9 protein-coding genes are annotated in these 14,297 nt (G+C 65.3%); 4 read left to right on the top strand and 5 right to left on the bottom strand.

Translation table 11 applies throughout. The features are described from left to right. Positions 1 to 21: 21 nt before the first annotated feature. Positions 22 to 927, top strand: coding sequence for a 4-hydroxy-tetrahydrodipicolinate synthase (gene dapA, locus A9973_RS14320; RefSeq protein ID WP_183014414.1), 906 nt, complete (start codon positions 22 to 24; stop codon positions 925 to 927). A 577-nt stretch (positions 928 to 1,504) separates the two neighbouring features. Here dapA and A9973_RS14315 read toward each other — a convergent pair. The 5 genes from A9973_RS14315 to A9973_RS14295 form a co-directional block, all read right to left on the bottom strand. Further along, positions 1,505 to 2,755, bottom strand: a complete 1,251-nt coding sequence (locus A9973_RS14315; protein WP_183014413.1) for an IS256 family transposase — start codon at positions 2,753 to 2,755, stop codon at positions 1,505 to 1,507. 624 nt (positions 2,756 to 3,379) lie between these two features. Further along, positions 3,380 to 4,207 carry an IclR family transcriptional regulator C-terminal domain-containing protein gene (locus tag A9973_RS14310; RefSeq protein WP_183014412.1) on the bottom strand — a complete coding sequence of 276 codons (828 nt, stop codon included), beginning with the start codon at positions 4,205 to 4,207 and terminating at the stop codon, positions 3,380 to 3,382. A gap of 130 nt (positions 4,208 to 4,337) precedes the next feature. Further along, entirely contained in the window at positions 4,338 to 5,123 is a 786-nt protein-coding gene (locus tag A9973_RS14305; RefSeq protein WP_183014411.1) for a phytanoyl-CoA dioxygenase family protein, read from the bottom strand. Between the two features lie 118 nt (positions 5,124 to 5,241). Then, positions 5,242 to 6,357 (bottom strand): AI-2E family transporter, encoded by a 1,116-nt coding sequence (locus tag A9973_RS14300; RefSeq protein WP_183014410.1) that lies wholly within the window; start codon positions 6,355 to 6,357, stop codon positions 5,242 to 5,244. Between the two features lie 151 nt (positions 6,358 to 6,508). After that, positions 6,509 to 7,588 (bottom strand): LysR family transcriptional regulator, encoded by a 1,080-nt coding sequence (locus tag A9973_RS14295; protein WP_183014409.1) that lies wholly within the window; start codon positions 7,586 to 7,588, stop codon positions 6,509 to 6,511. Positions 7,589 to 7,976: 388 nt separating this feature from the next. Between A9973_RS14295 and A9973_RS14290 the strand changes: the two genes are divergently transcribed. The 3 genes from A9973_RS14290 to A9973_RS14280 all read left to right on the top strand — a co-directional run bounded on the left by A9973_RS14290 (position 7,977) and on the right by A9973_RS14280 (position 13,967). Next, positions 7,977 to 9,173, top strand: a complete 1,197-nt coding sequence (locus A9973_RS14290; RefSeq protein ID WP_183014408.1) for an efflux RND transporter periplasmic adaptor subunit — start codon at positions 7,977 to 7,979, stop codon at positions 9,171 to 9,173. A 26-nt stretch (positions 9,174 to 9,199) separates the two neighbouring features. After that, the gene (locus A9973_RS14285) at positions 9,200 to 12,415 is read left to right on the top strand and encodes an efflux RND transporter permease subunit (protein ID WP_183014407.1); all 3,216 of its coding nucleotides are present in this window, start codon (positions 9,200 to 9,202) and stop codon (positions 12,413 to 12,415) included. A gap of 73 nt (positions 12,416 to 12,488) precedes the next feature. Beyond that, positions 12,489 to 13,967, top strand: a complete 1,479-nt coding sequence (locus A9973_RS14280; protein WP_183014406.1) for an efflux transporter outer membrane subunit — start codon at positions 12,489 to 12,491, stop codon at positions 13,965 to 13,967. The last annotated feature ends 330 nt before the right edge of the window (positions 13,968 to 14,297 follow it).

The raw sequence follows: 14,297 nt of genomic DNA, 5'->3' as shown, positions 1-14,297 counted from the left end.
TTACCTCTTAGGATTCGCAACATGCTGAACGCAACCCATCTTCGCGGCGTCTTCCCCGCCATCCCGACGCCGGTCAACGCCGACGACACCATCAACGTCCCGGCCGCCCGCGCGCTGATCGCCTACCTGCTCAAGCAAGGCATCGACGGCATCGTGCCGCTGGGCGGCACGGGCGAATACGGCGCCCTGCCCCGCGCCGAACGCATCCGCATGTGCAAGCTGACGGTGGAAGCCATCGAAGGCCGCGTGCCGGTGATCCCCGGCGTGCTTGACCCCGGCTTCCACGACGCCCTGCAAGCCGGCCGCGAATTCGCCGACGCCGGCGCCGACGCGCTGATGGTGCTGACGCCCTACTACACGACCCCCACGCAAGCCGGTATCCGCGACTACTTCCTGCGCTACGCGGACGCCTCGCCGCTGCCCGTGATGATCTACGAGATCCCGTACCGCACCCGCATCGCGATCGCCCCCGAAGTGCTGCACGAACTGTCGCGGCACGAGAACATCATCGGCATGAAGGCCTGCAACACGGACATGTACCACTTCCTGCGCACAGTGGCAGGCGTTGACGATTCGTTCGCGGTGTTCAGCGGCGAAGACACGCTGCTGCCGGTGCACCTTGCGGCGGGCGCGCGCGGCGGCATCGTGGTGACGGCAAGCCTGTTGCCGACGGCCTGGCGGAAGGTATACGCGTTGGCGGCTGAAGGACGCACGCGGGAGTCGATGGAGCTGCATCGCCGTTTGATTCCGCTGATGAATCTGGCGTTCGCAGAGACGAACCCCGGGCCGATGAAGTCGGTGATGGATCTGATCGGCGTGAACGCGCCCGAAGTGCTGGATCCGTTGGTGGCGCCGGCAGACGGATTGCAGGCGGCGTTGCGGGCGGAGTTGGGGCCTTTGCTGAAGGAGTTTGAGGGGGTGGTTTAAGGGCCGAATTTCTGTTTAGGTTTTTGGCTTTAGGAATGGAGGGGGACTGCGTTTTTGGCGGTCCTTTTTCTTTTTTTGATTGTTAGTTCTTTAGACGCCCGTCACGGCAGTCCCCCGGGGCGTGCGGGTCAACGATTGCGGTCCGGAGCCTTCGCTCCGGACTATCCCTACGTCATCTTCGTCCAGGCCTTCGGCCTTCCCTTCAGATTCCCTCGGGCTTATCGACTCCCCGCACGCCCCGGGGGACTGTCGCGCCGGGCTCTGCTGGCTGAATCTTGATCGTCGCTGGGGAGGGCGGTGTGCTTAGGGTTCTCGCCCCGGGTTTTGAGTGGTGGAGGATCTTGCGGGGCCCGCTCCCGGCCGGCCGCGCAGGCGGCCTTGGGGAGCTTACGCATCGTCTTGCGTCGTTGCGCGATTCGCTTCGCGTGTGGGTTGCGGTGCCTAAACATCATCGCCAGAAAACTCCTACGCATCGCCTTCGGCGTATGGAAATCGCGCAAACCGGGAGTGTCAGTTTTTTTGTGTTTAAGGCACTCAGTGCCTGATCCCGTGGAGGATCAGGCGTGTTGCTGCTATCTCAGCGATACGGGTCAGTGAAGCGTTCAGCGTAAATGATGGCGAACTGGTTCATGGCGGCCTTCCAGTCATGCGTGGCGCTGCCCCAGCCGTCAGTGACGTTGCGCAGGACCAGCCACAGCAGCTTGGTGGCGGCCTCATCGCTGGGGAAGTGCCTTCGCGTTTTCACCACCCGGCGCAACTGCGCGTTGATGCTTTCGATGGCGTTGGTGGTGTAAATCACCTTGCGGATCGCTGGCGGGAACATAAAGAACGGGATCACCCGATCCCAGGCCCGGCGCCATGCTTCTGCGATCGGCGCGTAACGCTGACCCCACGGGCCTTGCTCGAACGCCGATAGCGCAGCCAACGCAGCCTCCACAGTCGCCGCCGTGTAGATCGGCTTCAAGGCCGCTGCCACCGTCCGGCGTTCCTTCCAGCTGGCGTAGTCCAGGCTCGAGCGGATCAGGTGCACGATGCAGGTCTGCAGCGTCGTGGCCGGGAACACCGCGTTCAGCGACTGCTCCATACCCTTCAAGCCATCGGTGACGGCGATCAGGATGTCCTGCGTGCCGCGGGTCTTCAGTTCGTTGAACACCTTCATCCAGAACTTGGCGCCCTCGGTCTGCTCGATCCACAGGCCCAGGATGTCGCGCGTGCCATCAGGCAGCACCGCCAGCGCCAGGTACACGGCCTTGTTGCGTACCACCCCGTCCTCGCGGATCTTGACCCGCAGCGCATCGAAGAACACCACCGGGTACATCGTCTCTAGAGGCCGGGTCTGCCAAGCAGTGACCTCGTCCATGACCGCGTCGGTCACCGAGCTGATGAACTCGGGCGAGACCTCGGTGCCGTACTGCTCGACCAAGAACCCCTGGATCTCGCGCACCGTCATGCCCCGGGCGTACATCGCGATGATCTTGTCATCAAACCCGGTAAAGCGGCGCTCGTGCTTGGGGATCAGGATCGGGGCGAAGCTGCCGTCACGGTCCCGCGGGATCTCCACCCGCAGCGCACCGTCATCGGTCAGCACCGTCTTGCGGCTCTTGCCGTTGCGCTGATTGGTGGCTTCCTCGGGGCGATCTCCGCCCGAGGGATACCTCAGATGGTGCCCTAGCTCGGCGCCCAGCGCCCGCTCGATCAGCGCCTTCTTGAACGCCATCGACAGGTCCTGCACCGCCTCGGCGGTCATCGGACCCTTAACGAACTGGTCAACCAGACCCGCCGGGATCGACGGTAATTCCCTCAGGGGAGGTTTCTTCTTTGTGGCCATACATGTGCTCCTTGAGCGGTATGTTAGGCCTCAAACACAAAATTTATGACACTCCCGAAGAGCGACATCGCCGGCCCCATCACTGGCCTCCCTTTTAGACGGGTGGCGCGCGTACAGGCCTGGCCAAGCAAGCAACTATCTGCCGCGCGCCACCCGTCGCTCCACCTCCCCCACCTGACGGCGGGGCCAATAGAAAACCACTCACCACCAGCGCGCAAGCGACCACCGCCCCGACGCATCAACAACGCGTATGCCGAATGCGGCCGCCCGCGCGGACGCATGAGGCGGGCCCCGAAAATCTCGTCAGTAAACGGCGCTCTAGCAGCGCGCGAACCAAGACGGCGCAGCTCGTCGTCGGGGTCGGGTGGGTGGCGCGCAACCTTGATGCGCCCGAGGGAATCTGAAGGCAGCGGCCGTAGGCCGCAACGAAGATGACGAAGGGGCAGTCCGGAGCGAACGCTCCGGACCGCAATCGTGGGCGCGCGCCACCCACCCGACCCCGGCGACGAGCGTCCCACGAAGATCTAGGGCACGCCCCACGAAGCTCTACAACACGGCCCCACGAAGATCAAAAGCACATCCCACGAAGCTCTACAACTCGGCCCCACGAAGCTCCACAGCCCCCTACCTCGAATAAGCCGAAAACTTAGACTTAGAGATCGAAGTCGCCGCCACCTGCACATGCGGCGCCAGTTCTGCTTCCACCCGCGCCACTGTCCACCTCGTCGTCGGCACAGAAATATTGATCGCAGCCACCGCCAACCCCCGATGATCGATCACTGGCGCCGCCACCGAGATATCTCCCAGCACCGTCTCGTTCACGATGATCGCGTAGCCCTTTTCGGCCACGCGCTGCACGCGGTCCAGCAGTTTTTCAGGGTTCACTTCGGTATACGGCGTGATCGCTTCCAGCCGCGTCTGCGCCAGGATCTCGCGGCGGTGCTCGTCCGACAGCCGCGACAGGATCGCCGTGCCGGACGCCGTGAAGAACGCCGGCAGGCGGCTGCCCACCGCGATGTCCACATTCACCAGATGGTGGCCCGGAAAGCGGGCCACGAACACGATCTCATGGCCGTCCAGCTCTTGCAGGTTCGTCGTCTCGCCCAGCGTCCGGCTGATGTCCAGCAGATACGGCGATGCCTTGTCGATCAGCTCGTTCGCGCGCACATAGTTGTACGAGAATTGCAGCACCTTCGGCGTCAGGCCGTAGTTGCGCGTATCCGGAATGCGGCGCAGATAGCCCAGCGTCTCAAGCGTATAGACCAGGCGCTGCGTCGCGCTGCGGTCCAGGCCGGATTCGCGCGCGATATCGGCCAGCGTCATGTGGCGTTTCGAACCATCGAACGCGTGCAGCACCTGAAAGGCTTTTTCAGTGGAACCGACAAACAGCGAAGACCGGGTCTCGGTCGGCGCCTGCGGTTTTTCCGTGTCGTCGGGGGTAGCTTTGCGCACAGGGAACAGCCTATTGAGTTCTAGGGATGCCGCGCAGGAATCATCGCGACGGGGGTATATGCCGGCCCCACATCGCGCATTGCGCTTAATTTAATTGTAGTTCAATTATTAATAGCAAATATCAATTACTTTAGGCACTTTCGTCAACCGGCATCGCCAGCGGCACTCCCGGCTGAGATGCCGATCGCGTGCCCGGCAGCGCATGGCAGGACTGCGGGTGATACGTATGCACCACCGACAGTTTCACGCGGTCGCTGCGGTTGCCCTGCGCGGCATGCAGGGTCCGGCAATGGAAGAAAACCACGTCGCCGGCCTCAAGCTCGGGGCAGACGGCTTGCGCGATCCAATCGGCGTTTTGCGGCGCATCGTCGCGGAAGAATTTCTGGTCGTCGAACTGGTCGGGCGCAAACGCCGCCGCATGCGAACCCGGGATCAGCGACAGGCCGCCGTTCTCGCGCTTTTCCGGGCCCAGGGCCAGCCAACAGGACACCAGGTCGGTATCGGAAAACGACCAATAGCGGATATCCTGGTGCCAGCCGGTCAGGCTGCCGTAGGCCGGATGCTTGGTCATCACGCAGTTGTGGTGCACGGTCGACAGCACGGCGGGCTCGCCGAAGTAGCGGGCCAGCCACTGGGCGATGCCGGGGTCCGTCGCCCAGTGGGCGAACAGCGGGTCGCGCGCATAGGCGCTGAGCAGGCGGCGGACGGTCAACCCGCCTTCGGCGGCACGCGACTCGGGCGCGCCGGGGTAGCGCAGGTCGGCTTCGTATTCGATGGGGGCCACATGCTCGCGCAAATGGCGTTCGGCCAGCGCGCGTAGCGCCGCCACCCGGTCTGCATCCACGAATTGGCGCGCCACCACGAACCCCTGCTTGCGCAGGACGGCTATCTGATCATCAGGCAGTAACCCGGACATCTCGATCCTCACACCCCGCGGCGGTTGCGAAGCGTCTGCGTGCGGGGCAGGCGCGTACCGGTCAGGCACCGGTATACGCGGGGATGGCTAGATTACCAAAGCGCCGGGCACGCCGGCGTCAGGTTGATGGTGTTTTTTCAACTGGCGGGGGAATCGGGGGATGCAGCCGGGCCGCGTCGCGTTCCTGCACTTCGTGATGCACCCATTCGCGCCACACCGCCACCAGCAACGCCATCAGCACCGGGCCCACGAACAGCCCCACGATGCCCATGGTCTTCACGCCGCCCACCAGGCCGAAGAACGTCGGCAGGAACGGCAGCTTGACCGGTCCGCCCACCAGGCGCGGGCGCAGGGTCTTGTCGACGATGAAGAGTTCGACGCTGCCCCACACCATCAGCGCGATGCCCGCGACCACATGGCCCGAGCCCACCAGGTACAGCGACACCAGCGTGAACGACAGCGGCGCGCCGCCGGGGATCAATGCCATGAAGCCCGTGACCACGCCCAGCAGCACCGGCGACGGCACGCCCGCCACCCAATAGGCGATACCCAGCACCAGGCCTTCGCCCAGGGCGATCAGGCCCATGCCCGTGACGGTGGAATTGATGGTGGCCGGCACCACGCGCGAAAAGCGCTGCCAGCGCGCCGGCAGGATGCGTTCGCCCAGCACGTCCAGTTGGGCGACCATGCGGATGCCGTCCTTGTAGACGAAGAACAGCGTGATCAGCATGAACAGCACGGTCAGCAGCAGCTGGAACACGTTGCCCGTGGCCGCCAGCACCATGCGGTAGATGTTGCCCAGGTGTTCGCCGCTGACGGCTTCGACCAGCGCGCCCAGCGCGTGGGGCTGGCCGATATACGATTCCCAGTACTGGCCCAGGCGTTCGCCCACGGCTGGCATCGACGTGATCCAGTTGGGCACGGCCACGCCGTGGCGGTTGGCCGCGATGGCCCAGGCGAAGAAGGTGCTGGCTTCCTTGATGGCGTAAGACAGCGCCAACGTCATCGGCACGATCAGCACGACGATGACCACCAGCAGCGCCAGCGACGCGGCGACTGCCGTGCGGCCGCCGCAGCGCACCACCAGCCGCTGGTACAGCGGCCAGCTGGCCAGGCCGATGATCAGGGCCGCAAGCGCGGGGACCAGAAAGCCGCTAAGGAAGTAAACCCCTGCCAACAAGACAAGCAGCAACAGCCAACGGGCGATCAGGTAAGCGGGTAGAACAGGCTGCATAGAGCGGATCGACAGTAAGGGCGTTGTAGGCTTTGACTGTCGGACTATACAGACGTTTCAAGAAATACGAGGGACGCAAGCCCTGTATTTACTACGGGGTTTCCCGTGGTTTCCCAGCGTGGCGGGCCGGCCGGCCCACCACGCCAAGCGCTTACAAGGCGTATTCGGCGGCCTCTTCGCGCGGGCTGCGGCGGCGCGGCGGGGTCGTCTGGACCAAAGCCGGTTCCGTCCGGGGCTGGGGCTGCGCCAAGGTCATCGCGCTGGGCATCCCCAACTGGCGCTGATAGACGCCGCAGGAGCCGGCGGCGGGATCGGTTTCATCGCGGCCGCTAAGCAGCGGGCAACCTGCGAACAATTCCGCCACCCAATCGGTGAAGGCGCGCACCTTGGGCGACAACTGGCGGCTTTGCGGGTACAGCACCGAGATCGCGGTCGAGCTCGGCTTCCACTGCGGCAGGATTTCGATGAGTTCGCCTGATTGCAGGTGCGGCAACGCCATATAGCGGGCCACCTGAATCAGGCCGAAGCCTTTCAGGCCGCAATCCAGGTAGGCGCCGGCTTCATTCACGGCCACCGTGCCCTTCATGTCCACTTCCTGATGCTTGCCGTCCACCTTGAAGTCCCAGGCGCAATTGCGGCCCGTGCGGCTCATGAAGTAATGCACCGCGTGGTGGTCGCGCAGCGATTCGATCGTCTGCGGCATGCCGTGGCGCGCCACATAGGTGGGCGAGGCGCACGTGACCGTCTGCAGGGTGCCGATGCGGCGCGCGACCAGGCTGGAATCTTCCAGCTCGCCCGCGCGGATCACGCAGTCCACGGCCTCTTGCACCATGTCCACGGGGCGGTCGCCCAGCCCCAGCACCAGCTCGACGTCAGGGTATTTGTCGTGGAAATCACACAATGCGGGGATCAGGATCAGCCGCCCGATGCAGGTCGGGACGTCGATGCGCAGCCGCCCTTTCAGGCGCAGGGCGGCTTCCTGGAAACAGGCCTCGGTCTCTTCGACGTCAGCCAGGATGCGCACGCAGTGCTGGTAATAGCCCGCGCCGTCCGGCGTCAGGCCGATACGGCGCGTGGTGCGGTTGAGCAGGCGGACGCCCAGAAGGCGTTCGAGGTTCTGGATGATGGTGGTGACGGTGGTGCGCGGAAGCGAGAGGCTGTCGGCCGCCCGAGTGAAGCTATTGGCGTCCACGACGCGCACAAACACCTGCATAGCCTGAAAACGGTCCATGGCGACGGTGTCCTTTTGGGCAAATAAGTCGGGGTGAACGGAGCATAACCCGATTTCGCCGCCGATTAGTCATTCCTGTCGAATAGTGTTGCCGGAATAGACATGTTTATCCGGCCCTGCAAAACACTCAGAATGCAAACCATCTTGAAGTGCCCTTGCCTCCCGGCGCCCCCACAGGGCATGTCAATCCTCAGCTTCCGACACCGCAGTGATCCCGCCCCGCCAAGGCGCCACTGACCAGGAACCGCAACCCTGTTGCATGCTGCATTGCAGCATATGCATATATCCAGCGGACGCTAAGGACTGCCATGCCCCGGACCGCCGGAGCCGCCTCCGCCCCAGGCTCAAACAAGCGCGCTTTCGCCCCTATACCACTCAAGGAAACATCATGGTTTCGCGCAATCGTATCGCTATGCTCGTCGTCTTTGCAGCCGTACTCGCGGCCGGAGGCGGCTACGCCCTGACCCGGGGCCCCGCCGGCGGCAATGTCGCCATGGCGCAAGGCGCCCCCGCCGCCACGCCGGTCGAAGTGGCCGAAGTCGTCACCAAGACCATCGTGGACTGGCAACGCTATTCCGGCCGCCTGGAGGCGATCGACCGCGTCGACATCCGCCCGCTCGTGTCCGGCACCCTGACCGCCGTGCACTTCCAGGACGGCAGCATCGTCAAGAAGGGCGACCTGCTCTTCACCATCGACCCGCGCCCCTACGTCGCCGAAGTGGACCGCGCCGCCGCCGCGCTGACGGCCGCGAAGGCCCGCGCGTCGTACACCGCCACGGACCTGGCCCGCGGCCAGCGCCTGCTGACGGACAACGCCATCGCCCGCCGCGACTTCGAGGAAAAGCAGAACGCCTCGCGCGAAGCCGCCGCCAACCTGCAAGGCGCGCAAGCCGCGCTGGACTCCGCCAAGTTGAACCTGGGCTACACGCGCATCGAAGCGCCGGTGGCCGGCCGCGTCTCGCGCGCCGAAGTCACCGTGGGCAACGTGGTCTCGGCCGGCGCCGCGTCAGTGCCGCTGACGAGGCTGGTGTCGGTGGCGAAGATGTACGCATCGTTCGACGTGGACGAACAAACCTTCCTGAGGTATGTGAACCCGGCGCGCAACGGCCGCGCGGGTTCGGTGCCGGTCGAGCTGGGCCTGGCGAACGAGGACGGCTATTCCCGCACCGGTTTCGTGCAGTCGGTGGACAACCGCCTGGACACGACGTCCGGCACGATCCGCGTGCGCGCCGAATTCGACAACGCCGACGGTTCGCTCCTGCCCGGCCTGTATGCCCGCGTCCGCCTGGGCGGCAGCGACCCGCGTTCGGCCGTGCTGATCGACGAACGCGCCATCGGCACCGACCAGGACAAACGCTACGTGCTGGTGCTGGACGACAAGAACCACGCTGTCTATCGCCAGGTGAAGCTGGGCGCCAACCAGGAAGGCCTGCGCGTCATCGACACCGGCTTGGCCGCCGGTGAACGCATCGTCGTCAATGGCCTGCAACGCATCCGCCCCGGCGACATCGTGGCCCCGACCGTCGTGCCCATGGTTGCCGCCAAGGCCGCCCCGGTCAAGACCGCCGCAGCCGACCTGAAGTAAGGCCTGCGCGTCTACAGAGAACGTTCATGAATATCTCAAAGTTCTTCATCGACCGGCCGATTTTCGCCGGCGTGTTGTCCATCCTGGTACTGCTGGCAGGCTTGCTGGCCATGTTCCAGCTGCCCATTTCCGAATACCCGGAAGTCGTGCCGCCGTCGGTCGTGGTGCGCGCGCAGTATCCGGGCGCCAACCCCAAGGTCATCGCCGAAACCGTCGCCTCGCCGCTGGAAGAATCCATCAACGGCGTGGAAGACATGCTGTACATGCAGTCGCAGGCCAACAGCGACGGCAACCTGACGCTGACGGTCAACTTCAAGCTGGGCGTGGACCCGGACAAGGCGCAGCAGCTGGTGCAGAACCGCGTGTCGCAAGCGCTGCCGCGCCTGCCGCCGGACGTGCAGCGCCTGGGCGTGACGACCGCCAAGAGTTCGCCCACGCTGACGCTGGTCGTGCACCTGATCTCGCCCAATGACCGCTACGACATCACCTACCTGCGCAACTACGCGATCCTGAACGTCAAGGACCGCCTGGCCCGCATCACGGGCGTGGGCGAAGTGACGGTGTGGGGTTCGGGCAACTACTCGATGCGCGTCTGGCTGGACCCGCAAAAGGTCGCCCAACGCGGCCTGACGGCGTCGGAAGTGGTCGCCGCCATCCGCGAACAGAACGTGCAGGTCGCCGCCGGCGTGATCGGCGCATCGCCCACGCAAGGCGACGTGCCGCTGCAGCTGAACGTGAATGCGCGCGGCCGCCTGCAAAGCGAGGAAGAATTCCGCGACATCATCCTGAAGACCTCGTCCGACGGCGCCGTGACGCATCTGTCCGACGTCGCCCGCGTGGAGCTGGACGCCCAGGAATACGGCCTGCGTTCGCTGCTGGACAACAAGCAGGCGGTGGGCATGGGGATCATGCAATCGCCGGGCGCCAACGCGCTGGATGTCTCCAGCAAGGTGCGCGCCGCAATGGCCGAGCTGGAACAGGACTTCCCGCCGGGCGTGGAATACCGCATCGAATACGACCCCACGCAGTTCGTGCGGTCCAGTATCGAAGCCGTGGTGCACACGCTGCTTGAAGCCATTGCGCTGGTCGTGCTGGTGGTGATCCTTTTCCTGCAGACCTGGCGCGCGTCCATCATCCCGCTGCTGGCGGTGCCCGTCTCCATCGTGGGCACGTTCGCGCTGCTGCTGGTGTTCGGCTATTCCATCAACGCCCTGTCGCTGTTCGGGATGGTGCTTGCCATCGGGATCGTGGTTGACGATGCGATCGTGGTGGTGGAAAACGTCGAGCGCAATATCGCGGCGGGCTTGAGTCCACGCGACGCGACCTACCGCGCCATGCGCGAAGTCAGCGGCCCCATCATCGCCATCGCGCTGACGCTGTGCGCCGTGTTCGTGCCGCTGGCCTTCATGACGGGCCTGACGGGCCAGTTCTACAAGCAATTCGCCATGACCATCGCCATCTCGACGGTGATCTCGGCCTTCAACTCGCTGACCCTGTCGCCCGCGCTGTCGGCCCTGCTGCTGAAAAGCCATCACGACAAGCAGGACTGGCTGACCCGTGGCATGAACCGCGTCTTCGGCCGCTTCTTCAACTGGTTCAACAACATGTTCGGCCGCGCCTCCGAGTCCTACGGCACGGGCGTATCCAGCGTCATCCGCCGCAAGGCCGGCGCGATGGGCGTGTACGCGGTGCTGGTGGCCGCCACGATCGGCGTGTCGTACCTGGTGCCCGGCGGCTTCGTGCCGGCGCAGGACAAGCAGTACCTGATCGGCTTCACGCAGTTGCCCAACGGCGCGTCGCTGGACCGCACGGAAGCGGTGATCCGCCGCATGAGCGATATCGCCCTGCAGGAACCCGGCGTGCAATCCGCCATCGCTTTCCCGGGCCTGTCGATCAACGGCTTCACCAACAGCTCCAGCGCCGGCATCGTGTTCGTGACGCTCAAACCCTTTGACGAACGCAAGGGGGCCGCGCTGTCCGGCAACGCCATCGCGGCGTCGCTGAACCAGAAATTCGCGACCATCCAGGACTCGTTCATCGCCGTGTTCCCGCCCCCGCCCGTGATGGGCCTGGGCACGCTGGGCGGCTTCAAGCTGCAACTGGAAGACCGCGCCGCGCTGGGCTATGCCGAACTGGACAAGGCCAAGCAGGCCTTCCTGGAAAAAGCGCGCCAGACGCCCGAACTGGGCCCGTCGTTCTCCAGCTACGAGATCAACGTGCCGCAGCTGGATGTGGACCTGGACCGCGTGAAGGCCAAGCAGTTGGGCGTGCCGGTGACCGAAGTCTTCGACACCATGCAGATCTACCTGGGTTCGATGTATGTCAACGACTTCAACCGCTTCGGCCGGGTGTTCCAGGTGCGTGCGCAAGCCGATGCGCCGTTCCGCGCCCACGCCGACGACATCCTGCAGCTGAAGACCCGCAATGCCGCGGGCGACATGGTGCCGCTGTCGTCGCTGGTGACGGTCAACCAGACCTTCGGGCCTGAAATGGTGGTGCGCTACAACGGCTACACCGCCGCCGACATCAACGGCGGGCCGGCGCCCGGCTATTCGTCCGACCAGGCGCAAGCCGCGGCCGAGCGCGTCGCCGCCGAAACGCTGCCGCGCGGCGTGAAGTTCGAATGGACCGACCTGACGTACCAGCAGATCCTGGCGGGAAACGCCGGCTTGTGGGTGTTCCCGATCAGCGTGCTGCTGGTGTTCCTGGTGCTGGCCGCGCTGTATGAAAGCCTGACCTTGCCGCTGGCCGTGATCCTGATCGTGCCGATGAGCATCCTGGCCGCGCTGACGGGCGTCTACCTGACGGGCAACGACAACAACATCTTCACGCAGATCGGCTTGATGGTGCTGGTGGGCTTGTCGGCGAAGAACGCGATCCTGATCGTGGAGTTCGCCCGGGAACTGGAGATGAACGGCCGTACGCCGCTGCAAGCCGCCATCGAGGCCAGCCGCCTGCGCCTGCGCCCGATCCTGATGACGTCCATCGCGTTCATCATGGGGGTGGTGCCGCTGGTGCTGTCGTCCGGCGCCGGTTCTGAAATGCGCCACGCGATGGGGGTTGCCGTGTTCTTCGGCATGTTGGGCGTGACCTTGTTCGGCCTGTTCCTGACGCCGGTGTTCTACGTGCTGCTGCGTTCGCTGGGCGGCAAAACGCTGCACTCCGCCGCGCCGCATGAAGCGCCGGTGTGCGTGCCGCACATCGACCCGAACGCGCCGCCCGCCACGCAACCCCACGCATAAGGCCGGCAACGCCGAAAGAGCAGCCAGCGCGTCCCGTCATGCACGGCGGGACGCGCGCTAAAGAGAATTCATCATGATCCAAAGACTGACCCGTGGTTCCGCCTTGCTTGCCGTCCTGCTCGTGCTGGCCGGCTGCGCGGTGGGCCCCACTTACGAAAAGCCGTCCGCCGCGGCGCCGGCGGCATTCAAGGAAGCCGCCCTGCCCGCGTCTGAAGCCGGTACATGGAAGCCTGCCGAACCGTCCGAAGACGCGCTGCGCGGCGCCTGGTGGAAGGTGTTCGGCGACGACGGCCTGAACCAGCTGGAAGACGAAGCCCAACAGGCCAACCAGAACCTGCAAGCCGCCGCCGCCCGCCTGGCGCAGTCGCGCGCCCTGCAGCGCGAGGCCCGCGCCGGCTTCTTCCCAACGCTGGATGCGGCCTTCGGCCCCAACCGCCAACGCCCGTCGGCCGTGTCGCAAGGCCTGCCCGACGGCACGTCCACCAATCCGGTGACGACGTGGCGCGCCCAGGGCGCGGTGTCGTATGAAGCCGACCTGTTCGGCCGCGTGGCATCCACCGCGGACGCCGCCACCGCCGACGCCCAGCAAAGCGAGGCCCTGTACCGTTCGGTGCTGCTGGCCCTGCAGGCCGACGTCGCCACCACGTACTTCCTGGTGCGCGAGCAGGACGCCGAATCGCAGCTGTACAACCAGACGGTCAAGCTGCGCACCGACACGCTGCAATTGATCCAGCGCCGCTACGACGCCGGCGACATCAGCGAACTGGACCTGGCGCGCGCCAAGGCGGAGCTCGCGTCCGCGCAATCGGAAGCGCTGGGCATCGACCGCCGCCGCGCCACGACTGAACACGCGCTGGCCGTGCTGCTGGGCCGCGCCCCGTCCGACTTCACGATGCCGCCGCAGCCCATCCAGAAGGTCGCGCTGTCGATCCCCGCCGGCCTGCCGTCGACGCTGCTGGAACGCCGCCCCGACATCGCCGCCGCGGAACGCGCGATGGCCGCCGCCAACGCCCGCGTCGGCGCCGCCAAGTCCGCGTTCTTCCCGCGCCTGGACATCACCGGCGCCTTCGGCTATGAGTCCTCGGACCTGGGCAACCTGTTCCAGTGGTCCAGCCGCACCTTCCTGCTGGGTCCGCTGGTAGGCGCCGCGCTGTCGATGCCCATCTTCGACGGCGGCCGCCGCCAGGCCGGCCTGGACCGCGCCCGCGCGGTCTACGAGGAAGACGTCGCCGTCTACCGCCAGACCGTGCTGACCGCCTTCCGCGAAGTGGAAGACAACCTGGCGAACCTGCGCATCCTGGCCGACCAGACCAAGGCGCAAGACGCCGCCGTCGAAGCCTCGGCCCGCGCCGCCAAGCTGTCGCACACGCAATACCGCGAAGGCTCGATCAGCTATCTGGACGTGATCGAAGCCGACCGCAGCGTCCTGCTGCAACAACGCGTCGCCGTGCAATTGAGCGGCGAGCAGGCACGCTCGGCAGTCGGCCTGATCCGCGCGATCGGCGGCGGCTGGGAAAACCCGGTTCCGCCGGACGCCGTGGCGGCCAAGTAGGCGCAAGACCCGGAAGGAAATTGAAAAGCGCGTCAGGCATCGGGATTCACTCCGATGCCTGACGCGCTTTTCATTTCCGCAGGTCTATCGAGTTTGGACAAATCACGCGCGGCCGCGCTGCTCAGCTTAATCAGCCAGGCCAAGTTTCTTTTCCGCCTCCTCTAGGGTGTAGGTCTTGGACTTTCCTTTGCGGACGGCCTCCAGCCGCCCGCGCGGCGGTGGCCTCAAGAACCCACAACTACCCCCGAAGATCGAGATACCGCCTCGCCACCCGATACCCCACAAACACAAAAAAACCCCCACTATTCGCCACCAACCAAGCCCCCAACC

It is taken from the genome of Achromobacter sp. UMC46, assembly GCF_014170335.1.
GTDB lineage: Bacteria > Pseudomonadota > Gammaproteobacteria > Burkholderiales > Burkholderiaceae_B > Achromobacter.
The sequence above is the reverse complement of the archived record's forward strand: the minus strand, read 5'-3'. Positions and strand labels throughout refer to the sequence as shown.

Bases quoted from the DNA above. Each gene is read 5' to 3' on its own strand.
- dapA (WP_183014414.1), top strand. From the start codon at position 22: ATGCTGAACGCAACCCATCTTCGCGGCGTCTTCCCCGCCATCCCGACG.
- A9973_RS14315 (WP_183014413.1), bottom strand. From the start codon at position 2,755: ATGGCCACAAAGAAGAAACCTCCCCTGAGGGAATTACCGTCGATCCCG.
- A9973_RS14305 (WP_183014411.1), bottom strand. From the start codon at position 5,123: ATGTCCGGGTTACTGCCTGATGATCAGATAGCCGTCCTGCGCAAGCAG.
- A9973_RS14300 (WP_183014410.1), bottom strand. From the start codon at position 6,357: ATGCAGCCTGTTCTACCCGCTTACCTGATCGCCCGTTGGCTGTTGCTG.
- A9973_RS14295 (WP_183014409.1), bottom strand. From the start codon at position 7,588: ATGGACCGTTTTCAGGCTATGCAGGTGTTTGTGCGCGTCGTGGACGCC.
- A9973_RS14290 (WP_183014408.1), top strand. From the start codon at position 7,977: ATGGTTTCGCGCAATCGTATCGCTATGCTCGTCGTCTTTGCAGCCGTA.
- A9973_RS14285 (WP_183014407.1), top strand. From the start codon at position 9,200: ATGAATATCTCAAAGTTCTTCATCGACCGGCCGATTTTCGCCGGCGTG.
- A9973_RS14280 (WP_183014406.1), top strand. From the start codon at position 12,489: ATGATCCAAAGACTGACCCGTGGTTCCGCCTTGCTTGCCGTCCTGCTC.